Source organism: Sphaerisporangium cinnabarinum (genome assembly GCF_055567015.1).
In genome coordinates this window covers 221,811-244,813 of record NZ_JBVHRG010000006.1, presented here as the reverse complement: position 1 = coordinate 244,813, position 23,003 = coordinate 221,811, and the positions used below count along the sequence as shown (strand labels likewise).

20 protein-coding genes are annotated in these 23,003 nt (G+C 74.5%); 11 read left to right on the top strand and 9 right to left on the bottom strand.

Going from position 1 to position 23,003, the window contains the following annotated elements; genetic code table 11:
• Window positions 1-140: 140 nt before the first annotated feature.
• Window positions 141-1,145 (bottom strand): LacI family DNA-binding transcriptional regulator, encoded by a 1,005-nt coding sequence (locus ACZ4MO_RS11115; RefSeq protein WP_168945395.1) that lies wholly within the window; start codon window positions 1,143-1,145, stop codon window positions 141-143.
• 300 nt (window positions 1,146-1,445) lie between these two features.
• Here ACZ4MO_RS11115 and ACZ4MO_RS11110 point away from each other — a divergent pair, with 300 nt between their 5' ends.
• The 8 genes from ACZ4MO_RS11110 to ACZ4MO_RS11075 all read left to right on the top strand — a co-directional run bounded on the left by ACZ4MO_RS11110 (window position 1,446) and on the right by ACZ4MO_RS11075 (window position 9,466).
• A complete protein-coding gene (locus ACZ4MO_RS11110; RefSeq protein WP_175007643.1) occupies window positions 1,446-1,736 on the top strand; it encodes an adenine nucleotide alpha-hydrolase family protein in 291 nt (96 codons plus the stop codon).
• A gap of 348 nt (window positions 1,737-2,084) precedes the next feature.
• Entirely contained in the window at window positions 2,085-2,912 is an 828-nt protein-coding gene (locus ACZ4MO_RS11105) for a TIM barrel protein (protein ID WP_175007644.1), read from the top strand.
• Between the two features lie 68 nt (window positions 2,913-2,980).
• Window positions 2,981-3,871, top strand: a complete 891-nt coding sequence (locus ACZ4MO_RS11100) for an ABC transporter permease subunit (protein ID WP_175007645.1) — start codon at window positions 2,981-2,983, stop codon at window positions 3,869-3,871.
• An 88-nt stretch (window positions 3,872-3,959) separates the two neighbouring features.
• The gene (locus tag ACZ4MO_RS11095; RefSeq protein WP_175007646.1) at window positions 3,960-4,982 is read left to right on the top strand and encodes an ABC transporter substrate-binding protein; all 1,023 of its coding nucleotides are present in this window, start codon (window positions 3,960-3,962) and stop codon (window positions 4,980-4,982) included.
• Window positions 4,979-5,797: an ABC transporter ATP-binding protein gene (locus tag ACZ4MO_RS11090; RefSeq protein WP_499278873.1), complete on the top strand. Its 819-nt coding sequence runs from the start codon at window positions 4,979-4,981 to the stop codon at window positions 5,795-5,797. Before ACZ4MO_RS11095 ends, ACZ4MO_RS11090 begins: the two co-directional genes overlap by 4 nt.
• Window positions 5,794-6,867: a Gfo/Idh/MocA family protein gene (locus ACZ4MO_RS11085; RefSeq protein WP_175007647.1), complete on the top strand. Its 1,074-nt coding sequence runs from the start codon at window positions 5,794-5,796 to the stop codon at window positions 6,865-6,867. Before ACZ4MO_RS11090 ends, ACZ4MO_RS11085 begins: the two co-directional genes overlap by 4 nt.
• Window positions 6,864-8,348, top strand: a complete 1,485-nt coding sequence (locus tag ACZ4MO_RS11080) for a mannitol dehydrogenase family protein (protein ID WP_175007648.1) — start codon at window positions 6,864-6,866, stop codon at window positions 8,346-8,348. The genes ACZ4MO_RS11085 and ACZ4MO_RS11080 overlap by 4 nt, the downstream gene beginning before the upstream one ends.
• A gap of 2 nt (window positions 8,349-8,350) precedes the next feature.
• Window positions 8,351-9,466 (top strand): mannonate dehydratase, encoded by a 1,116-nt coding sequence (locus tag ACZ4MO_RS11075; RefSeq protein WP_206154087.1) that lies wholly within the window; start codon window positions 8,351-8,353, stop codon window positions 9,464-9,466.
• A gap of 26 nt (window positions 9,467-9,492) precedes the next feature.
• Here ACZ4MO_RS11075 and ACZ4MO_RS11070 read toward each other — a convergent pair whose 3' ends face one another.
• Entirely contained in the window at window positions 9,493-9,909 is a 417-nt protein-coding gene (locus ACZ4MO_RS11070) for a TIGR03618 family F420-dependent PPOX class oxidoreductase (RefSeq protein WP_061266625.1), read from the bottom strand.
• A 123-nt stretch (window positions 9,910-10,032) separates the two neighbouring features.
• On the opposite strand from ACZ4MO_RS11070, the gene ACZ4MO_RS11065 reads away from it, so the two are divergent.
• Window positions 10,033-11,058, top strand: a complete 1,026-nt coding sequence (locus ACZ4MO_RS11065; RefSeq protein WP_175007649.1) for a 3-oxoacyl-[acyl-carrier-protein] synthase III C-terminal domain-containing protein — start codon at window positions 10,033-10,035, stop codon at window positions 11,056-11,058.
• Between the two features lie 23 nt (window positions 11,059-11,081).
• Here ACZ4MO_RS11065 and ACZ4MO_RS11060 read toward each other — a convergent pair whose 3' ends face one another.
• Window positions 11,082-11,618, bottom strand: coding sequence for a DUF488 family protein (locus tag ACZ4MO_RS11060; protein ID WP_175007650.1), 537 nt, complete (start codon window positions 11,616-11,618; stop codon window positions 11,082-11,084).
• A 110-nt stretch (window positions 11,619-11,728) separates the two neighbouring features.
• Here ACZ4MO_RS11060 and ACZ4MO_RS11055 point away from each other — a divergent pair, with 110 nt between their 5' ends.
• Window positions 11,729-12,778: an aldo/keto reductase gene (locus ACZ4MO_RS11055; protein WP_175007651.1), complete on the top strand. Its 1,050-nt coding sequence runs from the start codon at window positions 11,729-11,731 to the stop codon at window positions 12,776-12,778.
• Between the two features lie 64 nt (window positions 12,779-12,842).
• Here the strand turns inward: ACZ4MO_RS11055 and ACZ4MO_RS11050 are convergent, their stop codons facing one another.
• The 3 genes from ACZ4MO_RS11050 to ACZ4MO_RS11040 all read right to left on the bottom strand — a co-directional run bounded on the left by ACZ4MO_RS11050 (window position 12,843) and on the right by ACZ4MO_RS11040 (window position 15,566).
• Window positions 12,843-14,180 (bottom strand): sigma-70 family RNA polymerase sigma factor, encoded by a 1,338-nt coding sequence (locus ACZ4MO_RS11050; protein ID WP_175007652.1) that lies wholly within the window; start codon window positions 14,178-14,180, stop codon window positions 12,843-12,845.
• 33 nt (window positions 14,181-14,213) lie between these two features.
• The gene (locus ACZ4MO_RS11045) at window positions 14,214-14,651 is read right to left on the bottom strand and encodes a YciI family protein (protein WP_175007653.1); all 438 of its coding nucleotides are present in this window, start codon (window positions 14,649-14,651) and stop codon (window positions 14,214-14,216) included.
• Window positions 14,652-14,768: 117 nt separating this feature from the next.
• Window positions 14,769-15,566, bottom strand: coding sequence for an ATP-binding cassette domain-containing protein (locus ACZ4MO_RS11040; RefSeq protein WP_175007654.1), 798 nt, complete (start codon window positions 15,564-15,566; stop codon window positions 14,769-14,771).
• Between the two features lie 247 nt (window positions 15,567-15,813).
• Between ACZ4MO_RS11040 and ACZ4MO_RS11035 the strand changes: the two genes are divergently transcribed.
• Entirely contained in the window at window positions 15,814-18,099 is a 2,286-nt protein-coding gene (locus ACZ4MO_RS11035; protein ID WP_255436959.1) for a SpoIIE family protein phosphatase, read from the top strand.
• An 80-nt stretch (window positions 18,100-18,179) separates the two neighbouring features.
• Here ACZ4MO_RS11035 and ACZ4MO_RS11030 read toward each other — a convergent pair whose 3' ends face one another.
• From ACZ4MO_RS11030 to ACZ4MO_RS11020, 3 genes are all read right to left on the bottom strand, one after another.
• Window positions 18,180-18,653, bottom strand: coding sequence for an ATP-binding protein (locus ACZ4MO_RS11030; protein ID WP_209828385.1), 474 nt, complete (start codon window positions 18,651-18,653; stop codon window positions 18,180-18,182).
• The gene (locus ACZ4MO_RS11025; RefSeq protein WP_228485224.1) at window positions 18,650-18,985 is read right to left on the bottom strand and encodes an STAS domain-containing protein; all 336 of its coding nucleotides are present in this window, start codon (window positions 18,983-18,985) and stop codon (window positions 18,650-18,652) included. Before ACZ4MO_RS11025 ends, ACZ4MO_RS11030 begins: the two co-directional genes overlap by 4 nt.
• A gap of 227 nt (window positions 18,986-19,212) precedes the next feature.
• Window positions 19,213-22,812, bottom strand: coding sequence for an RICIN domain-containing protein (locus ACZ4MO_RS11020; RefSeq protein ID WP_175007656.1), 3,600 nt, complete (start codon window positions 22,810-22,812; stop codon window positions 19,213-19,215).
• Window positions 22,813-23,003: the final 191 nt, after the last annotated feature.

The following is a 23,003-nucleotide window of genomic DNA, read 5'->3' as shown; positions in this document are numbered from 1 at the left end:
GAGGGCCGTGCGTGTCCGGGACGGTGCGCGGGGCGCGCATCGGTGCGCGCCGTGCGGTCACTATCCGGGGGCGTGCGCGGCCGGGGCAACGAGTTGCCACTTGTTGCCCTTGCCGGTCGACGTGGTGCGCCCTCGGCGGTTCAGCCCGGACGACCGGTCGAGCCTCGCTCCACGAGCTTGGCCGGCAGGAGGGTCGGTCCGACAGCGGCCGGGGGCGACGAGCGCAGCTGGGCCAGGAGACGCTGGACGGCGAACGACCCGAAGTGGCGCAGCGGAGCGGCGACCGTGGTGAGCGGGGGCGTGCAGAAGTCCGACCCGAAGATGTTGTCGAACCCGACGACGCTCATGTCCCGGGGCACGTCGACGCCGAGCCGACGCATGCCGCGCATGGCTCCGATCGCGATGAGGTCGTTGTAGGCGACGACCGCCGTCGCGGCGTGCGCGACGAGCGCCTTCGCCGCGGAGAGCCCGCCGGCGAGCGTGGGTGCGTAGGGGCCGACCCGACGGGCCTGCACGTCGACCTCGCGCGTCGCCTCGCGGAACGCCCGCCAGCGCATCCCGTCGGCCCACGACGCCTCCGGCCCGGCGGCGTAGGCGAGGCTCGTGTGCCCGAGACCGGCGAGGTGCTCGACGGCGCTGCGCATGCCCTGGGCGTTGTCCGTGAGCACGCTCGGGACGTCGGTGACGTGCCGGTTCATGACGACCGTCGGGCGCTGCTTCGCGGCGACGCGGATCGAGGAGTCCGAGAGCCGGGACGTCGCGAGGATCATGCCTTCCACGAGGGGGAGGGTGCGGTCCAGGGCCCGGCGCTCGGCCTCGTCGGACTCGTGCGCGTCCACCATGAGCAGCGTGTAACCGGCGTCCTGGGCGGTCTTCTCGGCGCCACGGAGGATCTCGAAGAAGAACGGGTTGGTGACGTCCGCGACGACGATCCCGAGCAGGGAGGTCCGGCCGGTCGGGAGCCCGCGGGCGAGCGGGTCGGTCCGGTAGCCGAGCTCGCTGGCGATCTGCCGGATGCGTTCTGCGGTCTGGGCGTTGACGCGGCCGGGCCGCGAGAAGGCCCGCGACACGGTCGAGGGCGCGACGCCGGCCGCCTGGGCGACGTCGTAGATCGTCGGGCTGGCACCATTGCCGGCGGGGGTCATGCGGTCGGACTGTAACGTTGCTGACAGCGTCGGACAACAACCGGTTGTCGTCGTCGTGTCGCGCGGGGACGGTGCCGGAGGCAACCGACGGCAACTCCTTGACGGTCACCGGGGTGCGCCGTCCAATGGCTCCGTGAAGCCGCGACCGACCCCGTCCTCGACCCTGCCGACGGTTCGGCGCGGACCGGGTGCCAGGCCGCCAGGCTCGGACTCTGCAGCACCCGCACCCGCACCCGCGGCCGCGCCGGCGCCCCCGTCGCACCGGTGCCCACGGTGAGGCGCACCGCCACCTCGCCGGTCGTGACCGGCCCTGGACCGGACCCGGTCGACCGCACGGCCGCGGTCGACGGGCCGGCTGCGGTCGAGAAGGCGGTGCAGGTGGAGACGGCCGAGAGCGAGCTGCGGCGGCTCGGCCTCGACGCCCTGCGGGTCCACCACCACGGTGACCTCGCTCGCGTCGAGGCGCCCTCCGTGGAGCTGCTCGCGGTCGCGAGCGAGCCGCTGCGCGGCGAGGTGCTCCGGGCAGTCCGGTCGGCGGGGTTCCGTCTCGTCGCGCTCGACCTCGCCGGGCCGCCCGACCCCGCTGCCTGACGGCGGCCCTCGTCGACCGGTGGCAACCGGTGGCAACCGGTACCGGGCGCGGGCGGGCGAGCGCACGTTCCCGCACGCACCCGCGGAACCCGGCGGTGGTCGTGCCCGACTCGCTCCGACGGCGTCGGGGGGCAACAAGTGGCAACTCGTTGTCCGCCGAGAAGCCCGCCCCTACTGTCCATGCCAGGCGCACCGAGAACGAGCTCCGTGCGCCGGACCTCGACACCGTCTCGTCGACGACCCGCCTCACCTCCGTGCACCGCCCCGTCCGGCGCCTCCCCGCGTCGTCGGGAGCCGGACGGCGGTCGCCGCGCCGTCGCCGGGAGACGACCAGAAGGAGGACGTGCGATGTGGACGCTCTCGGGCTTCGCGGACGAGATCTCGCCCGACGTCGAGACGCAGTGCGTCGTCGCCGCCGAGCTGGGGCTGCGCTTCGTCGAGCTCCGCAGCGCGTGGGGGACGAACATGCTCGACCTCGACGCCGACCAGCGCGCTGAGGTCGCGCGCCTGCTGCACCGCCACGACCTGAGGGTCTCGAGCATCGGCTCGCCCGTGGGCAAGATCTCGGTCGACGACGACTTCGACCCGCACCTCGACCGGATGCGGCACGCCGCGCGGCTCGCGCAGGAGCTCGGGGCGCCGTACGTGCGGGTGTTCTCGTTCTTCGTGCGGCCGGGGACGGACCCGGCGACCGTGCGCGACGACGTCCTGCGGCGGATGCGGGCGCTCGCCGAGGTCGCGCGCACAGCGGGCGTCGTGCTGGTCCACGAGAACGAGAAGCACGTCTACGGCGACACGCCGGAGCGGTGCCTCGACGTCGTCGAGTCGGTGGGGTCGGAGCATCTCGCGCTCGCCTGGGACTCGGCGAACTTCGTCCAGGTGGGCGTCGCGCCCTACACCGACGGGTACGCGCTGCTGCGCCCGTACCTCGAGTACGTGCAGGTCAAGGACGCGCTCGCGGCGACGGGGGCAGTCGTGCCCGCCGGCCGCGGCGACGGCCAGGTCGTGGAGACGGTCCGTGCCCTGCGGGACGACGGGTTCGACGGGTTCTTCTCGCTCGAGCCGCACCTCAGCGACGCCCATGCCCTCGGCGGCTTCTCCGGACCCGAGCTGTTCACCGAGGCGTGGGAGGCCTTCACCACGATCCTCGAGGCCGAAGGGGTGCCCTACCGATGACGAGTGCACCGACTCCGGACGTCCCGCGCCGCACCCACCCCCGCACCACGACCATGGAGGACCGCAGGATGACGACAGCCCAGGACGTGCGACCCGCCCGCCCCGCGCCGGGACCTCCGGCGACGCCCCGACGGGTGCGCTCGGGTGCCCGGGCCGCGACGTCGCTGGGTGCGCGCACGGTCGCCGTCGCGTCTGCGGCGTGGCGGCCGGCGCTCGTGCTCCTCGCCCTGTTCGCGGTGTGGTGGTTCGTCGCATGGCGCGAGCTCGTCCCCGCCTACCTCGTCCCGTCGCCCGGCGCCGTTCGGGACACGATGGTCGCGGACTGGCCGATGCTGCTCGAGCACACGTGGGTCACCACGATGGAGACGGTCGTCGGGTTCGTCCTCGCGGCGGCGATCGGCGTCGCGACCGCGGTGCTCCTCGTGTACTCCCCGACCGCGGAGAAGTCGCTCTACCCCCTGATCCTCTTCGCCCAGGTGATCCCCAAGATCGCGATCGCCCCGATCCTCGTGGTGTGGTTCGGGTTCGGCGCGACGCCCAAGATCGTCCTCGCGGTGCTCATCGCGTTCTTCCCGGTCGTCGTCTCGGCCGTCGCCGGTCTGCGGTCGATCGACCCCGAGCTGCTGGAGATGTCCGCGACCATGGGTGCGTCGCGCTGGAAGACGTTCCGCAAGATCCGCTTCCCCGGGTCCCTTCCCCAGCTCATGTCCGGGCTCAAGGTCGCGGTCACCCTCGCGGTCGTCGGCGCTGTCGTGGGTGAGTTCGTCGGCGCCGACCGCGGCCTCGGGTACGTGCTCCTCCTGGCGAGCGGCAACCTCGACGCGCCTCTGCTGTTCGCCGACCTCATCCTCATGTCGCTCATCGGCGTCGTGCTCTTCCTCCTGGTCGAGCTGCTCGAGCGGCTCCTCATCCCGTGGCACGCGTCGCGGCGCGGGAACCTCGTCCTCGCGGCGTCATGACGTCCCGGGACACCGGCGGCCGCCGGGTCCCGGTCCAGCACACCCCGCCCCTCGACGACGAGGCGGCACGAGCAGAAGGGCTCTTCCCATGCGCGGTGGACAGTTCGCAGTGACGCTGGCGGTGGCCGGCGCCGTGGTGGCAGGGACGGCGGCCTGCGGGCAGCCCGACCCGGCACCGCCCGGCGGCGAAGGGAGCGCGAACCTCACCGAGGTCACCGTCACCCTCAACTGGGTCCCGTACGGCGAGCACGCGCCGTTCTACTACGGCGTCGACCAGGGGATCTTCGAGGAGGAGGGCATCGACCTCACCATCCAGCCGGGGAACGGGTCGGGGAACACGGTCCAGCAGGTGGCGCAGCGCAACACGGACTTCGGGTGGGCGGACACACCCCCGCTGGCCAACGCGATCAGCTCCGGGATGCCCGTGCGCAGCGTGGGCGTCTTCCTGCAGACCGGACCGAGCTCCGTCGAGTTCTTCGCCGACCAGGGCATCGCCGAACCCGCCGACCTCGTCGGCAAGACCGTCGGGGGCACGCCCGGCGACGCGATGTACGGCACGTTCCCGGCGTGGCTCGAGCTCAACGGCGTGGACCCTGCGGACGTGACGGTGGTCAACGTCGACGCGGCGGGCAAGATCGCCGCCCTCATCGAGGGCAAGGTGGACGCCATCCAGGGGTTCCACCACGACCAGGCGCCGACCATCGAGAACCAGACCGGGGAGGAGGTCGACGCGCTGCCCTTCGCCGACTTCGGGATGAACCTTCTCGGCACCGGTCTGGTCGCCAACGAGCGGCTCATCGCCGACGACCCGGACCTCGTCGCGGCGATGGTGCGCGCGACCTCCCGTTCCTTCCTCGCGGCCGCCGAGGACCCCGAGGGCGCGGTCGCGGCGATGGCGGACGGCGCCGAGCAGGCGCCGGACGACGCGGTCCTGGCGGCCCAGCTCGCCGCGACGATCGAGCTGCTCGGGCTCGACGAGGCCCCCGCTCCGGGCGTCAACGCCGAGGAGCAGTGGACGAGCACGCTGACGTTCCTCTCCGAGAACACCGACTTCGACGGTGGCACCACCCCCGCCGACTTCTGGGACGGCTCCTTCGGGGCGGACCTGTGACGGCGGCCCCGGAGCGGGTGGCTCCGAGCATCGACACCCGAACCGAACCGGTCATCGAGGTCCGCGACCTCACCATGCGGTTCGCGTCGAAGCGGTCCGAGACGGTGGCTCTCGACGACGTGTCGCTGACCGTCCGGGCCGGCGAGCTCGTGACGATCGTCGGGCCGTCCGGCTGCGGCAAGTCGACGCTTCTCAAGATCGTCGCGGGTCTCACGGCGTACACCGAGGGCGAGGTGCGCCTCAACGGTCAGGTCGTCACGCGTCCCCAGCGCGACATCGGCTTCGCGTTCCAGCGCTCGGCGCTGCTCGAGTGGCGCGGGGTGCGCAAGAACATCCTGCTCCAGGCCGAGATGCGCGGGATGGACCGGCGTCGCGCCCAGGAGCGCGCCGACGCGCTCATCGAGCTCACCGGGCTCACCGGCTTCGAGAAGGCGCTGCCGCACGAGCTCTCCGGTGGCATGCAGCAGCGCGTCGCCCTGTGCCGGGCGCTCCTGCACGAGCCGCGGGTGCTGCTCATGGACGAGCCCTTCGGCGCGCTCGACGCTCTCACGCGCGAGCAGATGAACATCGAGATGAACCGCATCTGGCGGGAGACGGGGACGACGATCGTGCTTGTCACCCACTCCGTGCCGGAGGCCGTGTTCCTGGGCAGCCGGATCGTCGTCATGAGCCGCCGCCCGGGCCGGATCGTCGAGACGCTCGAGCCGGGGCTGCCCGCCGAGCGCGACTACGGGGCGACCCTCGTCGACCCGCGGTTCACCGGTGCTGCCGAGCGGCTGCGCGACCTGCTGGGCGCCAGCCACGTGGTCGAATGAGCGGGGTCGTGGTCGGGGGCCCGAGTGCCGCGGGAGCCGTCGGGGTCGGCATCGTCGGGTCAGGCAGCATCGGCGCGCTGCACGCGCGGGCGCTGCGCGACCTGCACCCGCGGGCGCGCCTCGTCGCGTACAGCGGGCGCGACCTGCCCGACGTCGCGGCGAGCGGCGTCCGGCCGGTGCGTACGACGGCGGACGACGTGGTCCGCCGCCCGGACGTCGACGTCGTCGCGGTCTGCACCCCGAGCGGGAGCCACGCGCGGCTCGCGCTCGCCGCGCTCGAGGCCGGCAAGCACGTGGTCGTGGAGAAGCCGCTCGCGCTCACCGTCGAGGACGCGCTGCGCGTGGAGCGGGTCGCGCGCGAGCGGGGACGCCTCGTCTCGATGATCGCGCAGCGCCGTTTCGAGCCGCAGCACCAGGTGCTGCGGCGCGCGCTCGACCAGGGCGCGCTGGGCGACCTGCGGCTCGTCGCGACGCACGTCCCGTGGTTCCGCGACGACGACTACTACGCGGCCGCGTCGTGGCGGTCGGACGAGCGAGAGGGCGGCGGCTCTCTCGTCAACCAGGGCGTCCACAACGTCGACCTCCTGCGGTGGTTCTGCGGACCGGTCGAGTCCGTGACCGCCCAGGCCGCGACCCTCGCGCGCCCGACGGGCGCCGAGGACACCACGGTCGCGACCCTGCGCCTGGCGTCCGGCGGTCTCGGGGTCGTCACGACGACGACGGCGACCCCGCCCGGCTTCGTCGCGACCCTGACGCTCCACGGGTCGCGCGGCTCCGTCGAGCTCGCGCAGGACGAGGTGGTCCGGTGGGACGTCCCGGGCGTCCCCGCTCCCGCGTCCGGCAGTGCGGCGGGCGGGGCCGCGGACCCGCTGGCGATCGGGCACGCCGGTCACCGTGCACAGTGGGAACGGGTGCTCGCGGCGCTCGACGGCGCGGAGCCGCCACCGGTGGGGCCCGCCGACGCAGTGGAGACCGTCCGGCTCCTGTGCGCGATCCGGGAGGCGGCCGCGACCGGGCGCGCCGTCCGTCCGGCCGACCTCGCGCGCGTCGGACCCCGGGAGGCGGCGTGACGACGCGGCTCCACCGGGGCGGACCGCCGTCGCTCCGGCCCGCGCCGGTGGACCCGGCGGAGGTCGGCATCGTCCATCTCGGGATCGGCGCGTTCCACCGGGCGCACCAGGCGGTCGTCACGGAAGACGCCGCGCTGGCCACGGGGGAGGACCGTTGGGGGATCCTCGGTGTGACCCAGCGCTCCGCGGCCGTGCGGGACCAGCTCCGTCCGCAGGGTGGCGTCTACACCGTGCTGACGGTCGGCACCCGGGAGGCGACCGCGCGGGTCATAGGTTCCGTGACGGACGTGGCGTGGCCGGCCGAGGAGACGCCACGCATCCTCGCGACGATCGCTGCGCGCACGACGCACATCGTGACGCTCACCGTCACCGAGAAGGGCTACGCGCGCCGCGCCGACGGGGACCTGGACACGGAAGCGGTACGCGACGACCTCGGCCTGCTCGCCGCAGAGGAGACGGGTGAGGGCGCGGACCAGGAACCCGGGCCGGCCACGACCGCCGTCGGGCTGCTGGTCCGCGGGCTGGCCGCGCGCCGCCGGGCCGGCGGCGCGCCGCTCACCGTGGTGAGCTGCGACAACCTCGCCGACAACGGCCGCGTGCTCGCCCGCCTCGTGCGCCAGGCGGTCGACGCCGCGCTCCCCGGCCGCACGGGCGACGCGCTGCGTTGCTGGCTCGCGTCGGCGGTGACGTTCCCGTGCACCATGGTGGACCGGATCGTGCCCGCCACCACGTCGGCGCACCGTGGGGAGGTCGCGGAGCTCCTCGGCGCGCGCGACGAGGGCGTCGTCGTCGCGGAGCCGTTCCTCCAGTGGGTCGTCGAGGACCGCTTCGCCGGGCCACGCCCGGCGTGGGAGCTCGGCGGCGCGACGCTCACGAGCGACGTCGCGCCGTACGAGCGCGCCAAGCTGCGTCTGCTCAACGGGGCGCACTCGTACCTCGCCTACGCCGGGTCGCTGGCAGGCCACGCCACCATCGCCGACGCTGTCGCCGACCCGGTGCTGGCGGCCGGGGCCCGCGCGCTGCAGGCCGATGCTCTGGAGACGCTCGAGGCGCCGGAAGGCGTCGATCTGCCTGCCTACGCCGAGGCCCTGCTGGGTCGGTTCGCGAACCCCGCGACGGGCCACGCGACCCGGCAGGTCGCCATGGACGGCACGTCGAAGATCCCGGTGCGGTGGGGGACGACGCTCGGCGACCTCCTCGCGAGCCGGCCTCACGGCGTGCACGCGCCGGGCGTCGTCGGTGCCCTCGCCGCCTGGGCCACGTTCGTCGTGACGGAGGTACGGGCCGGGCGTCCCCTGGACGACCCGCGCGGCGACGAGCTGCGCACGGCCGTGCAGGGGGCGCCCGACCAGGCGGCGGCCGCCCGCGCGCTCGTCCGCCTCACGGGGCTGCTCCCGGGCGTGGAGGACGTCCGGCTGGACGAGGTCGCCGACGCGGTCGTCGGCGCGATCAGGACGAGAGACGAGGTGGGTGCCCGGTGAAGATGGGTTTCCGGTGGTACGGCGAGGGCAACGACACGGTGACGCTGGACCACGTCCGGCAGATCCCCGGGGTCGAGACGATCGTCTGGAGCCTCCACGGCAAGCAGGCGGGCGAGGCGTGGGGGCAGGCGGAGATCGACGCGGAGGTCGCGAGGATCACCGGTCTGTCCGCCGCGGCTCGAGCGCGAGGGATCACCCGGACCTTCGACGCCGAGGTCGTCGAGTCGGTGAACGTGCACGAGTCGATCAAGCTCGGGAGGACGGTCCTCGGCCTGAGCCGCGACGAGGCGATCGACAACTACGTGACGACGATCCGCCGGCTGGGCCGGGCGGGCGTGAAGGTCGTCTGCTACAACTTCATGCCCGTCCTGGACTGGTTGCGCACCGACCTCTGGCACCCGCTGCCCGACGGCTCGACGGCGCTCTTCTTCGAGCGCGCCGTCGTCGACTCCTGGACGCCGCAGCGTCTCGTCGCCGAGATGGAGACGAGCACGCACGGCCTCACGCTGCCCGGGTGGGAGCCCGAGCGGCTCGCGAGCCTCGCAGAGCTCGACGCCGCCTACGAGGGGGTGACCCACGACGACATGTACGCGCACTACCGGTACTTCCTGGACGCCGTGATCCCCGCGTGCGAGGAGGCCGGGGTACGGCTGGGCGTGCACCCGGACGACCCGCCGTTCGACGTCTTCGGCTGGCCGCGCGTCGTCTCGACCAAGGACGACCTGGCACGTGTCCTGGCCCTCCACGACAGCCCCTACCACGGTCTGACGCTGTGCCTCGGCAGCTTCTCCGCGAACCCCGAGCAGGACGCCGTCGACGCGGTGCGCACGTTCATGGACCGCATCCACTTCACCCACGTGCGGAACATCAAGCACCTGGGAGACGGGGACTTCACCGAGGTCGCGCACCGGGCGTGCGAGGGCAGCGTCGACACGACGGGCATCATGCGCGCGTATGCGGAGGCCGACTACCGGGGCTACGTCCGCCCCGACCACGGGCGGCACCTGTGGGACGAGAACACGACCGCCAAGCCGCGACCCGGCTACGGCCTGTACGACCGCGCGCTCGGGATCCAGTACCTGCTCGGCGCGTGGGACGCGTTCCGCCACGGCGGGTGACGACCGGTGCCGGGCGGCGGGCGGCGCTACGCGTCGTCGCCGGCCTTCGCCTCGCCCCAGCCGTACCAGCGCTCGACCTCGACCCAGGCGCTGACGCGCGGGTCGGTCCGGTTCGCGTACTCGTGGCCGGTGTAGTGGCGCGAGATGCGGTCGATGTCGGCCAGGCCCTCGTCGGCGCGCAGCTCGACGACGCGCCCGATGAGCGTCACGTGCGTGTACCAGTTCTCGTCGAGCACGGTGAGCGAGACGCGAGGGTCGTTCCGCAGGTGCTTGAGCCGCACGCGGGACTCGTCGAGGTTGACGAGCACGCGGCCGTCGTCCTCCCACACGTACCAGGTCGCGGCGGTGACGGGCGCGCCGTCGGAGCGCACCGTCGCCATGACGGCGGCGTTCGGGCGGCGGAGCATCTCGACGAGACGGGAGGGCAGCGGCGGACGGGACACGACGGCTCCTTCGGTGGCACGACGGCGGACCTCCCGACGGTACGTCACAGGTGTGGCGCACGACCTCCCGGAGGTCGCGCGGAGCGTTCTGACGACGAGCGGCCGCGTGACATGATCGTCCTCATGCTCACTCCCGCCACCGGCGCGGCCGGGTCGCGCATCGTCGGCCTCGGTCACTTCCAGCCCGAGAAGACGCTGACGAACGACGACATCGCGCAGCTCGTCGAGACCAACGACGAGTGGATCCGCTCGCGGACGGGCATCGTCACGCGGCACGTCGCGGACGACGACACGACCGTCGCCGACATGGCGACCGCGGCGGCCCGCCACGCGCTCGACGACGCGGGCGTCGACCCGGCCGAGGTCGACCTCGTCATCGTCGCCACGGCGACCGCGACGGACCGCTCGCCCAACACGGCGGGCCGTGTCGCGTACCACCTGCGCACGGGGGTCATGCCCGGGCAGTCGACGCCCGAGGAGGCGTCCGAGCTGGACCTGCGGGGCGTCGTCGGGCCGGCGGTGCTCGACGTGAACGTCGCGTGCTCCGGCTTCGCCCACTCCGTCGGCCTCGCCGACCAGGCGATCCGCGCCGGCTCGGCCCGCACGGCCGTCGTGATCGGCGCGGAGAAGCTCACCGCGTTCACCGACTGGACCGACCGCAGCACGTGCATCCTCACCGCCGACGGCGCCGGAGCGGCCGTGCTGCGCGCGACGGACGAGCCCGGCGTCGGCCCGGTCACCTGGGGCTCCGAGCCCGACCTCACCCCGGCCGTGCTCATCGAGGCGCCGCAGGAGAAGTTCGCCCAGGACGGTCGCGCCGTCTTCAAGTGGGCCATCACGCGCGCCGCCGAGCGCGCGCGCACCGTCGTGGAGCGCTCCGGCGTCTCGCTCGACGACATCGAGGTGCTCGTCGCGCACCAGGCGAACCTGCGCATCATCGAGCCCCTCGCGAAGGCGCTCGGGCTGGAGTCCAAGGTCGTCGTCACGGACATCGTCGAGTCCGGCAACACGTCCGCGGCGTCCATCCCGCTCGGGCTCTCCAAGTGGTGGCACGCGGGCAAGATCCCCGCGGGCGTCCCCGCGCTCCTCTTCGGCTTCGGCGGCGGCTTCGCGTGGGCGGGCCAGGTCGTGGAGACCCCGACCCGCTGACGCGGGGCGACGAGCCCGCTGCGTCAGCCCGCCGTGTGGTCCGGCTCGGGCGGGTACCAGACGCGCGTGCCCTCGACGCGGGCGAAGGACGTCAGGGTGTGGGGCCGTGGCGCGGCGTCGGAGACGATGTCGCGCACCTCGACACCGCGGACGACGAGCGCGTCCCCGACGAGCGACCGGTGGCAGCGCCACGGGACGGCCTCCGCGCACATCAGCACGAGGTCGTCGTGGGCGCTGCGCCGCACGAGGTCGTCGACCGCGGCGCCGAACTCCGGAGTCTGCATCTGGTCCGCGTACCCGCGGAACGACAGGTTGCGCCACGCGCCGTTCGGGCTGTCGGGACGGGCGTGCCGCAGGCCGCCGAGCGCGCGCACCCACCGGTACGTGATCCCGTGGGACCGCAGGACGGGCGCCAGGGCGTCCTGGCCGAACTGGGGGTTGTGCCGCGACCGCGGTACCGTCCGGACGTCGACCAGACGGCGGATGTCGTTTCCCCGGAGGAGCGTAAGGAACTCCTCGACCGGACGCGTGGAGTGCCCCACCGTGTACACGACGCTCACCCGGCCACTCTAGGAAGGCACCGCGTCCCCGGCACGAGGGACGGGACGCCCGGGCGGCCCGGTCGTGGACCGGGGTGGGCGTCGCGGCCGGCGCACGCCAGAATGGGCCTATGCCCCTCGCCCCGCGCTACCTCGCCGCCGACGACCGCTACGACACCATGACCTACCGGCGGACGGGGCGCAGCGGCCTCGACCTGCCCGCGATCTCGCTCGGTCTGTGGCACAACTTCGGGGACGTGAACCCGTTCGAGACCCAGCGCGCCGTGCTGCGCCGCGCGTTCGACCTCGGGATCACCCACTTCGACCTGGCGAACAACTACGGCCCGCCCTACGGCTCGGCGGAGGAGAACTTCGGCTGGCACCTCGCGCAGGACCTCGGCGCGTACCGCGACGAGCTCGTCATCTCGTCGAAGGCCGGCTACGACATGTGGCCCGGCCCCTACGGCGACGGCGGGTCGCGCAAGTACCTGCTCTCCTCGCTCGACCAGTCGCTCCGGCGGATGAACCTCGACTACGTCGACGTCTTCTACCACCACCGTCCGGACCCGAGCACGCCGCTCGAGGAGTCCATGCGCGCGCTGCACGACGCCGTCCAGCAGGGCAAGGCGCTGTACGTGGGCGTCTCCAACTACTCGCCCGCGCGCACGCGCGAGGCCGCGGCGATCCTCGCCGACCTCGGCACCCCGCTGCTCATCCACCAGCCGAGCTACTCGATGCTCAACCGCCACGTCGAGGACCCGGCGCACGAGGACGCGTACGACGGCGTGCAGACCGAGTCGCTGCTCGACGTCGTGGGCGACCTCGGCGTCGGCACCATCGTCTTCTCGCCGCTCCAGCAGGGCCTGCTCACGGACCGCTACCTGTCCGGGTCGGCACCCGAGGGGTCGCGCGCGGCCCGCCCGGACTCGCCGTTCCTGTCCGAGAAGAACCTCGACGAGACGTACCTGGAGCGTGCCCGGGCGCTGAACGAGATCGCGGGCGCCCGCGGCCAGACCCTCGCCCAGCTCGCCCTCGCCTGGGTGCTGCGCGACGAGCGCGTCACCTCCGCCCTCGTCGGGGCGAGCAGCGTCCGCCAGCTCGAGAACAACGTCGCGGCGCTCTCTGCGCCGCCCCTCACCGACGACGAGAAGGCCACCATCGAGTCCGTCCTCGCGAGGTAGAGCGCCGGTCGCGCGAGGTAGAGCCCTGGTCGCTACCAGGGCTCTACCTCGCGGGGTGGTCGGGTCACGCAGTGTGTGGGTCGGCCGACGACGACGCGGCGGCGGCGCGCTCGAGCAGGAGCTGGCGCTCGTAGCGGGTCGGGGCGAGGGCGGCGGCGCGCTCGAGCACGTCGGCCGCCTCGGCGTGCCGACCCAGGCGGGTGAGCAGGTCTCCGCGCACGGCCCCGTAGAGGTGGTGGCGCGCGAGCCGAGGGTCGTCCGCGACGCCGTCGAGCACCGCGAGCGCGGCCGCCGAGCCGTCCGCGAACCCGACGGCGACGGCGCGGTTGAGCTCGACGACCGGCGACGGCGCGACGGACGCGAGCGCGTCGTAGAGCGCGACGATCGCGTCCCAGTCGGTCTCCGCCCAGGTCCGGGCGCGCGCGTGGCACGCGGCGATCGCGGCCTGGAGCGAGTAGGCGCCGAGCGCCCGTCCGGCCCGCGCGCCGAGCGTGAGCGCGCGGTCGAGGGCGTCGAGCCCGTGGCGCACGAGGAGCCGGTCCCAGCGCGCGCGGTCCTGGTGCTCGAGGAGCACGGGCGCACCGTCGGGCCCGGTGCGCGCGGCGAAGCGGGACGCCTGGAGCTCCATGAGCGCGACGAGCCCGTGCACCTCCGGCTCGGCCGGGAGCAGCCCGGCGAGCACGCGCCCGAGGCGCATCGCGTCGTCGGCGAGCTCGCGCCGCACCCACGTGTCGCCCGACGTCGCGGCGTAGCCCTCGGAGAAGACGAGGTACACGACCTCCAGCGCGGCGGGCACCCGCTCGGCGAGCTCGTCGGCCTGGGGGACGGCGAACGGGACGCGCGCCTCGGCGAGCGTCCGCTTCGCCCGCGAGATGCGCTGCCCGACGGTCGCGGACGGCACGAGGAAGGCCCGCGCAACCTCGTCGGTGGTCAGGCCTCCGACGAGGCGCAGGGTGAGCGCCACGCGGGACTCGCGCGGCAGCACGGGGTGGCACGCGACGAGGACGAGCGCGAGCAGGTCGTCGCCCACCGGGTCCTCGACGACCGCGTCGGGAGCCGGGACGGACCCGACGAGGACGGCGCCGCCGTCGGCGGGGTGCGCCGTCGGGCCTCCCCACCCGCCGGGCGCGGCGAGGTCCGCCGCGAGCCGCGCGTACTTCTCGTCGCGCGTGCGCTCGCGGCGGACCAGGTCGACGGCGCGGCGGCGCGCGACCGTCGTCAGCCACGCGCCGGGGTTGTCCGGCACGCCCTGCACCGGCCACTGCTCGAGCGCCGCGACGAACGCCTCCTGCGCGACCTCCTCGGCGAGGCCGACGTCGCGCAGGGTGCGGGCGAGACCGGCGACGAGCCGCGGCGACTCGATGCGCCACACGGCGTCGACGGTGCGGGAGACGTCGGTCATGCCCGGGCCCGGCCTCGTCGTGCGGGTCCGGCGTCAGGCGCCGTGCTGCGCGCGGATCTGGTCGGCGAGGCGCTCGTCCTTCTCGCGCTGCTCGGGCGTGTACTCCGCGCCGAAGTCCTCGGCCTCGAAGATCGGCCGGATCTCGAGCACCTCCTCCAGGCCCGCGCTCGGGTCGCTCGGGCACTTCCGCGCCCACTCGACGGCTTCCTCGAGCGAGGAGACCTGCCAGATCCAGTACCCGGCGACGATCTCCTTGGACTCGGTGAAAGGACCGTCGACGACCGAGGTCTCGCCGCCGCGGAACACGACCCGCGCGCCCCGGGACGTCGGCTGCAGGCCCTGCCCGTCGAGCATGATGCCGGCCTGGACGAGCTGCTCGTTGTACTCGCCCATCTGCGCGAGCATCTCCTGCGTCGGGGCGATCTTGTCCTCGTCGGCCCCGCTGCCCTTGATCATGACCACGACTCGCATGACGTTCCTCCTCGGTGAGTGCCTCCTCGACCGTAGTGTCGTGGAGGCGGGTTCACCAGGACGTCGGACGGCGGACCCCGGTCTTCGACACGGCCCGCCGACGAGTTCTCCCGGACGTCAGCGGAAGCGCTGGACGGCCAGCGGGGCGGCCTCCGCGAGGCCGCGGACTGCCGGGTGGTCGGCGCCCGGCGCCGTGCCCGCGAACACGTCGCGCAGCGACCCCGACGCGACGAACGTCCGGTCGGCGAGCACGTGCACGGTGGGGCACATCCGCTCGACGAGCTCGAGGTCGTGCGAGACGAGCAGCACGGCGGTGCCGAGCGCGGCCGTCGCGTCGGCGAGGCGCCGCACCACGTCGCCGCGCATCGCGGGGTCGACGGCGGTGAGCGGCTCGTCGAGGAGGAGCGCCCGGGGGCGCGTCGCGAGCGCGACGGCGAGCGCGACGCGCTGCTTCTCGCCGCCCGAGAGCGACTGCACGGCGCGCGGCGCGTACCGGGGTTCGAGCGCGACGTCGCCGAGCAGGTCTTCGACGGACCGCCCGCTCGGGCGGCCGGCGCGCCGCGCGTCCTTGAGCGCCGCGGACAGCGTGCGGTCCACGGTCCAGCGGGGGTCGATGCCGATGCCGGCGAGACCGTCCTGGGAGACGCGGCGCACGTCCGCCGTGAACTGCTTCTTGTCCCGGCGGGAGAGCCTGCCGACCGTCCGCTCGGCGTACGTCACGTGGCCCGCCGTCGGGCGCACGAGGCCGACGAGCGCGCGCACGATCGTCGACTTCCCGGCACCAGACTCCCCGACGATCCCGACCGGCGCGGTGCCAGGGGTCACGTCGAGGTCGATGCCGTGCACGACGTCGGGACCTCCGTAGCCGGCCGCGAGGCCGCTGGCGCGCAGGAGGGGGGTCGTCGTCGTGCTCATGGGTCACCTTCTGGTCGTCGGGGTCCGGGCGGGCGGTCCGGGCTCCCGCTCGTCCGACGAACGACGCTACCGCGGAGTTCCGTGGTGTCGGTCACGGGGCTCGTCCGACGACGCCCGGGAGCCCGGCGCACGAGCGGGTCCCGGCGCGCGGTAGCCTGGGGCACGCGTCTCCGGATCCTCGAGCCCAGGTGGTCCGCCGACCGTAGTACGGCAACCGTCCCTGGACGCGATGCCCGGACGGAGGATCGTGACCAGGACGGTCGACGAGCCGGAGCTTCTCGCGCCCGGCGAGGCGGTGGACCTCGACAACTGCGCCCGCGAACCCATCCACGTCCCCGGCATGATCCAGCCGCGCGGGGTCCTGCTGGTGGTGCGCGAGGCCGACGGCGTGCTGCTCCAGGCGTCGGCGAACGTCGAACGGCACCTCGGCGTCCCCGCGGAGGTGCTCGCGGGTCGGCCGCTCGCCGACGCGCTCGGCGCGGAGCCCGCGCGCGACCTGCTCGAGCACGCGGCGGACGGCGCGGACCTCGCGACGCGCAACCCCGTGACCCTGCAACTCGACCGGTGGGACGGGCGGCCGCTCGACGTCGACGCCGTGCTCCACCGGCCCCCGCTGCCGGCGGAGGGCCCGGGGTCCGAGCCGGTGCTCGTCGTCGAGATCGAGACCGCGTCGGGCGCGCGCCCGCTGACGTTCCCCAACACCTACCTCGCCGTCCGGCAGGCGTTGCGCGACCTCGAGCGCGCCGCGACGCTCGACGAGCTGTACGACGACGCGGCCCGGCACGTGCGCGCGCTCACGGGGTTCGACCGCGTGATGATCTACCGCTTCGACGCCGACCACAACGGCGAGGTCGTCGCCGAGGCGCGCCGGGACGACCTCAACGCGTTCCTGGGGCTGCACTACCCGGCGTCGGACATCCCGCCGCAGGCGCGCGCCCTGTACGAGAAGAACTGGATCCGGCTCATCGCGGACGTGGACTACGCGCCGCAGCCGGTCGTCCCGACGCTGCTGCCCACGACGGGCGCGCCGCTCGACCTCACGTACTCGACGCTGCGCAGCGTCTCGCCGATCCACCTCGAGTACCTGCGCAACATGGGCGTGCGGGCGTCGATGTCGATCTCGCTCCTGCGCGACGGCAGGCTGTGGGGGCTCGTGGCGTGCCACCACTACTCCGGGCCGCACGAGCCGCCCTTCGAGGTCCGCACCGCCGCGGAGTTCCTCGGGTCCGCGCTCTCGGTCCGGCTCGTCTCCCAGGCGGAGGACGAGCGGGAGATCGAGGTGCGGCGCGCCGAGGGCGTCCTCGCGCACCTCGCCGCGGACAGCCGCGACGAGAGCGTCCCCATCGGCATCGCCCTGACGCGCTCGGGGTGGCTGCGGCGCCTCGTCCGGGCCGACGGCGCGGCCGTCGTCGCGGAGGGCGGGCTCATCGCGGTCGGCAACGTGCCCGACGAGGACGGGTGCCGCGCGCTCGTCGCGTGGGTCCTCGGGCACGGCGAGGACCTGGTCACGACCGACGCCCTGCACCGGGACGCGCCCGAGGTCGCGGCGCTCGTGCCCGACGTCGCGGGCGTCCTCGGCATCGTGCTGCCCGAGGGGCAGGTCGTGCTGTGGGTGCGCGACGAGGTCCTGCGGCACGTGGACTGGGGCGGCGACCCGTACAACAAGGAGATCGCGCGCGGCGAGGACGACTCGGTGCGGCTCAGCCCGCGCAAGTCGTTCGAGCGGTGGCGCGAGGTCGTGCGCGGGCACAGCCTGCCCTGGACGTCGGACCAGACGGACGTCGCGACGTCGTTGCGCGGCCACCTCGTCGAGGCCCTCTACCTGCGCGGCCGCAAGGCGGTGCGGGCGACGGAGGAGCTCCAGCGGAGCCTCCTGCCCGCGCTCCTGCCCGACGTCCCGGGGTGGACGCTGCAGTCGCGCTACGAGTCGGCGGGCACGGGACTCGTGGGCGGCGACTGGTACGACGCGCTCGTGCTGCCGTCCGGGCGGCTCGCGCTCGTCGTGGGCGACGTGACGGGCCACGGGCTCCAGGCCGCGGCGACGATGGGCCAGCTCGGGACGACGCTGCGCGCCGCGCTCGTGAGCACGGGTTCCGCGGTCGAGGCCGTGACGCTCCTGGGCGAGGTCGCGCGCTGGACGCTCCCCGGCGAGGTCGCGACGATCGCCGTCGCGGTGCTGGACCCGGTGACCGGCGTCGTCGAGCACGTCTCGCTGGGGCACCCGCCGCTGCTCGTCGTCGCGCCCGACGGCACGACGAGCTGGACGGAGAGCGCGATCGTGCCGCCGCTCGGGCTCGTGGACCGCGTGCCGCCCGCGCAGCACGTCCAGGTGCCGCCCGGCGGCGCGCTCGTGCTGTACAGCGACGGTCTCGTGGAGCGGCGCGAGGAGTCGATCCTCGACGGGCTCCGGCGGCTCGCGGCGTTCTTCGCGGCGGAGCCGGGGACGGTCGACGTCGACGGCGTCGTCGCCGCCGCGCGCGACCCGCGCTCCGCGGACGACGCGACCCTGCTCCTGGTGCGTCGCGACGCCTGAGGTGCCCCCGGGAAGTGCGGCGTCCGAGCCGCGCGGCGGGGGGAGCCGCGCCGCGGCGGAGGGTGCGTGACGGCGGGGCGTCAGCCGATCGGGAGGAGCGCGCTGCGCACGCCGGCCCCGCCACGGAAGACGGGGACGTCGAAGCGCGCCCAGACGTGCTTCTCGCCGGTGCCGGCACGGAACCAGCCGACGGCCGTCGAGGCGCGCTGCGCGAGCACGAGGCCGAACCCGCCCGCGCCCGGTGACCGCCGGCCCGCGACGACCGGGACGTCCGGCGAGTGGTCGACGACGTCCACGACGAGCTCGCGGCCGTCGCTGAGCAGCCGCACCTGCGTCGGGGGGAGGCCGTGGCGCAGCGCGTTCGTCGCGAGCTCGCTCGCGACGAGGACGACGCGCTCGGGCGTGGCCTCGAGCGCGCGGTCCGCGGGCAGCGGGGCGCCGGTGAGCATGCGGTGCAGGCCCTCCCGCAGGGTGGCGAGGTCCGCCAGCGTGCGCAGCGGCCAGGCACCGATCTCGACGAAGCCGGGCGGTACCGCCGCGTGGGCGAAGGTCACGCCTCGTCCTCGGCAGGTCCGGCGTCGTCGGTGAGCTCGAACAGCTCGGCGACGCCGCTGAGCTCGAGCAGGTCGCGGACGCGCCGCGGGACGCGCTCCAGCACGGGTGCCCCCGAGCCGGCCGTGGCGGCGTGGTAGAGCAGGCGCAGGCCGCCCGAGTCCATGAAGGTGACCGCGCCGAGGTCGATGTGGATGCGCCCGTCGGCCGACTGCGCGAGCCGCAGCAGCTCGTCCTCGCGCCGGGCCTGGACCGCGGCGTCGATCTCGCCGCGCATGGTCCAGCGCGTGCCGCCGGCCGTCGTCAGGACGTCTCCGCTCGTGGTGGGGGTCACGGTGGTGGGCTCCTCCTCGGTCCCGGCACTGTACCGGGCACCCGGGATACGGTACGCGGCTCCGCCGACGCACGCGAGGCAGTGTCGCGGCGTGGCCGCGATCGTCGGGTGACGTGCCTCTCCCGCGCCGCGGAGGGCGGCGCGGGGGAGCCACGACGAGGGCCGCACGGCGGGCCGGGACGGCGTCGCGGACGACGCCGACCCGACCCGCCGGGCGGCCGGACGGCTCAGCAGGAGCGCGCGTCGAACGCGACCTCGAGCGGCGCGAACCCGTCGACCGTCACGACGGCCGTCCCGCCCGGGACGGACGCCGCGCGCGACGCGAACGACTGGTAGGCGCTCGCGCCCGGCGCCACCGCGGCGACCGTGCGCGTGCCGTACGGCGTCGCGAGCGTCACGTCGAGCGGCGCGTGGCCGTCGTTCGTGGCGCGGACCGCGACGTACACCTTGCCGGCCAGGCACCGCGTCTCGGCGGTGACCGTCACGGGCGCCGCACCGGCGTCGGCCGTCCAGCGCAGGGCGTACGCCCGCTGCGTGCCGTCCTCGGCCGTGACGCGCACCGTCGTCGTGCCGGGCACGCCGTCCGCGGCCTCGACCGCGACCGTCGCCCAGGGGTCGTGCGCGACCGCCTCGACGGCGGGCACGTCGCCCGTGACCGGCACGTCGTACGTCGTGACGGCCGGGTCGAACCCGGTGAGCGGCTCGCCGGCCACGGTGATGCCCGACGCCGCGGCGTCGGTCCCCGTGCCCGGCACCTTGGCGAGCACCTCGATCTCGGAGACCACCAGGTGGGTGTTCGCCCGCGCCGTGAGGACGACGCGCACGGACGACGTCCGCACGTCCGCAGGGATCTCGACCGCGGGCGCGGGGCCGTCCGGCGAGGCGTCCACCGTGACGGGCGCGCCGACGTCGGTCCACGTGCCGTCCACGAGCGCCTGGAGCCGGACGGACTGCGCCCAGCTCGCGCTGGACCCGTCCTTCCAGAACCGTGTCACGACGCCGGTGACGTCGCGGTCGCCCGGGAGCGTGACCGTGAGCGTGTCGGACGCCCGCTTGGTGCCCGACACCCAGTTCGACCACGCCTTGTCGGTGAGGTTGCCGTTCACGACACCGCCGACGGCGTAGCCCGGCTCGGTGAACGTCGCGCCGGCGGTCGTGCCCGCGGCGAGCGCTCCGTTGGCGGACGCGGCCTCGGTCACCTGGACGCGGACGGTGGCCGGGAGCGTGGCGCCCGCCCCGGCGTCGGCCGTGCCCGTGAGCTCGACGACCCCGACGCCGTCGTACGCGCCCGCGGGGGCGTCGTCCCAGACCACGGGGCGCTCGACCTCCGCGCCGCCCGCGGCGACCGCCGTGACGGTCGCGGGCAGGGCCGGGGTGCCGCCCGCGTACGCCTTGGCGCGCGCGGGGAGCGTGGACGTGAGCTCGTCGACGACGACGGTCGCCGTCGCGGCGACCTCGCCGCCGGTCGGGGTGGCCACCGTGCCCGCCACCTCGACGGTGCCGCGCTCGGCCCACGCGTCGTCGTCCGGCACGGCCCACGAGACGGGGAGCGCGCCGCGCGCCCCGTCGCGGTAGACCGGCGTGACCGTCGCGGGCAGCTCGGGCGCGGTGCCCGGCGTCGTGAACGCCTGGACGGGCTCGGTGCCGAGGACCGTCTCGTCGACGATCCGCCAGCGCTGGTTCACGCCCGAGTTCGCGAGGTACGTGCCCACGGGCGAGCCGTCCGCCGTCGCCTGGCCGCCGACCTCGAGGAGGGTCTTCGAGGACGCGTTGACGAGCGTGAAGGTGCCGTCGCCGGTCGTCGAGAGGATCCACTGCGCGGCGAGCGGGGTGTCCGCGACGTCGGCGGGCGCGTCCTGGAGGACGGCGGACGTGTCGGCCGCGACGGCGAGCTGGCGGCCCGTGGCCGCGTTCGTCACGGCGTAGCGCGTCCGGTGCGTGCCGGAGCCCTCGGGGGCGCCGAGCGCCGTGAGCTCCCACGCCTGATCCGCGACGGGCGCGTCGGTGCGGATCACGACGCCCGTGCCCGACGCCGACGGCGCGAGCGAGCGGTCCGCCTGCACGCCGTCGAGACGGTAGGCGTGCCCGCCCTGCACGAGCGCGGCGTCGTCCGCGACGCCGGAGACGCCGTCGACGACGAACGTCGTCACGGACTCGGCCGGCACGACGAGCGTCGCGCTGGGGCCGTCCGTGCCCGGCGTGACGGCCACCGGCTCGCCCTCGACGAGGTAGCCGGCCGTGCTCGTGACCACGGGGGTGACGGTCGCATCGGACCCGACCGCACCGAACTTCGACAGGTCGAGCGTCACGGCGCGCTCGGCCTTCGTGGCGTTGACGTGCACGACCGTCGCGGACGTGCCGTCGGCCGACACCGCGGCCGTGCTGCTGGCGTCGTCCGAGCGGATCAGCGAGTCGCCCGGCTCGATGTAGTGCGTGAAGTTCTGGGTCGCCCAGTACTTCGTGTTCGTGTAGATCGGGCACGTCTCGAGCGTGTCCTCGGCGGTGCAGTCGAACGGGATCTGGATCTCGCCCCAGTTCATGCCGTTCGCGCTCTCGCCGCCGGGCGCCATGTTGGCGTAGTCCTCGACCGGCTGCCAGAACACCCACGCGCTCGGCTCGAGCTCGCGCAGGTCGTCGACGATGTGCTGCGCGCTGCCGAGGCCGGACTCCATGGTCTCGAAGTCCTGGCCCGTCGAGCTCCAGTTCCCGCCGACCTCGCTCATCCACAGCGGCTTGTCCTCGCCCTTGGCGATGTCGCGGACCGTCGTGCGCTGGCCCGTGCCGTAGGTGTGGACGTTGAGCTGCGACACCTGGTCGCGGACCGCCTGCGGGTACGCGTTCCAGTTGGTCGCGAACGTGCCGGGGTTGGTCTCGTCCATCGCCGAGATCACGGCGTCGGTCGAGGAGCCCTCGAGCGCCGCGGCGAGCGCCGGGACGACCTTCGCCTGGAGCGCGGGGCCCATGTGGGCGCCCTCCTGGCGGCCGCCGGTGGGGTTGCCGTCGGCGCCGAGCTGCGTGCCCCAGTAGTTGGTGTTGGGCTCGTTGAACGGGTCGATCGTGTCGACCTCGATGCCGTGCGCGTCCTCGAGGCGCTCGGTCACGCCGACCAGGTAGGCCGCGAAGTCGTCGATGCTGTCCGTCTTGAGCTGGTCCGCGGTCGAGCTGAACCCGCCCGAGACGTACCCGCTCACGGTCATGAACCACGGCGGGGAGTTGCTGAACGTCTCCCAGTGCGTGACGTCGTCCTTGATGCGGTCGACCCACCAGCGCTGCGTCGCGTCGGCGTCCTCGTCCCAGTGGTCCGGGTTCTCGGGGTCCCACCAGTCCACGTCGGTGCGCGTCGTGCCCTCGGGCGCCTTCCACCAGCCGTCGACGGCGCCGCCGGCGCGCAAGTAGTCCGGCACGTCGGGAGCGTTCCCGCCGCCGACGTTGTAGCGCGCGATGTTGAGGTTGAGGCCCTCGTCGCCGAACACCATGTCCGCGAGCCGGTCGCGGATCTCGTCCGGGTAGCCGCCCGTGGCGTTGGCGAACCACACGAGGCTCGTGCCCCAGCCCTCGAACGGCGCGCCCGCGTACGACGGGTCGGGCGTCACGGTGACGCCCGCGACGTCGGCGGGGGCCGCCGTCGTGCCGGTCGCGGCGACCGCGCCCGCGGGCGAGGCCTGCGCGGGCAGGGCCGCGAGCGCGCAGCCCGCGACGAGCGCCCCGGCGCCGAGGCCCGCGACGACGCGGGCCCCCGTCCGGCGGGCGGCCGGGCCGCCCGGGCCCGTGCGGCGAGGACCGGGTGGTCCACCCCGCGTGGTCGTGTCGGTCTCGGTCGGGCTCATCCCTGAGCCACCTCCTTCGCGTCGCTGCGAACCGGCGGGGTGCACCGGGTGCGGGTCGTTCCCGCGGGGGTCTGTCGTGCCGAGGTAGAGCCCTGGTCCGCCGAGGTAGAGGCGTGGTCTCGACGACCGCGACCGCTGCCTCCACCTCGGCGTTACCAGGCCTCTACCTCGGGGTACCGGGCCTCTACCTC

What these genes read in the sequence shown, in the direction of transcription:
- ACZ4MO_RS11115 (WP_168945395.1), bottom strand. Translation starts at nt 1,145, where the DNA reads ATGACCCCCGCCGGCAATGGTGCCAGCCCGACGATCTACGACGTCGCC.
- ACZ4MO_RS11105 (WP_175007644.1), top strand. Translation starts at nt 2,085, where the DNA reads ATGTGGACGCTCTCGGGCTTCGCGGACGAGATCTCGCCCGACGTCGAG.
- ACZ4MO_RS11100 (WP_175007645.1), top strand. Translation starts at nt 2,981, where the DNA reads ATGACGACAGCCCAGGACGTGCGACCCGCCCGCCCCGCGCCGGGACCT.
- ACZ4MO_RS11095 (WP_175007646.1), top strand. Translation starts at nt 3,960, where the DNA reads ATGCGCGGTGGACAGTTCGCAGTGACGCTGGCGGTGGCCGGCGCCGTG.
- ACZ4MO_RS11085 (WP_175007647.1), top strand. Translation starts at nt 5,794, where the DNA reads ATGAGCGGGGTCGTGGTCGGGGGCCCGAGTGCCGCGGGAGCCGTCGGG.
- ACZ4MO_RS11075 (WP_206154087.1), top strand. Translation starts at nt 8,351, where the DNA reads ATGGGTTTCCGGTGGTACGGCGAGGGCAACGACACGGTGACGCTGGAC.
- ACZ4MO_RS11065 (WP_175007649.1), top strand. Translation starts at nt 10,033, where the DNA reads ATGCTCACTCCCGCCACCGGCGCGGCCGGGTCGCGCATCGTCGGCCTC.
- ACZ4MO_RS11055 (WP_175007651.1), top strand. Translation starts at nt 11,729, where the DNA reads ATGCCCCTCGCCCCGCGCTACCTCGCCGCCGACGACCGCTACGACACC.
- ACZ4MO_RS11050 (WP_175007652.1), bottom strand. Translation starts at nt 14,180, where the DNA reads ATGACCGACGTCTCCCGCACCGTCGACGCCGTGTGGCGCATCGAGTCG.
- ACZ4MO_RS11045 (WP_175007653.1), bottom strand. Translation starts at nt 14,651, where the DNA reads ATGCGAGTCGTGGTCATGATCAAGGGCAGCGGGGCCGACGAGGACAAG.
- ACZ4MO_RS11040 (WP_175007654.1), bottom strand. Translation starts at nt 15,566, where the DNA reads ATGAGCACGACGACGACCCCCCTCCTGCGCGCCAGCGGCCTCGCGGCC.
- ACZ4MO_RS11020 (WP_175007656.1), bottom strand. Translation starts at nt 22,812, where the DNA reads ATGAGCCCGACCGAGACCGACACGACCACGCGGGGTGGACCACCCGGT.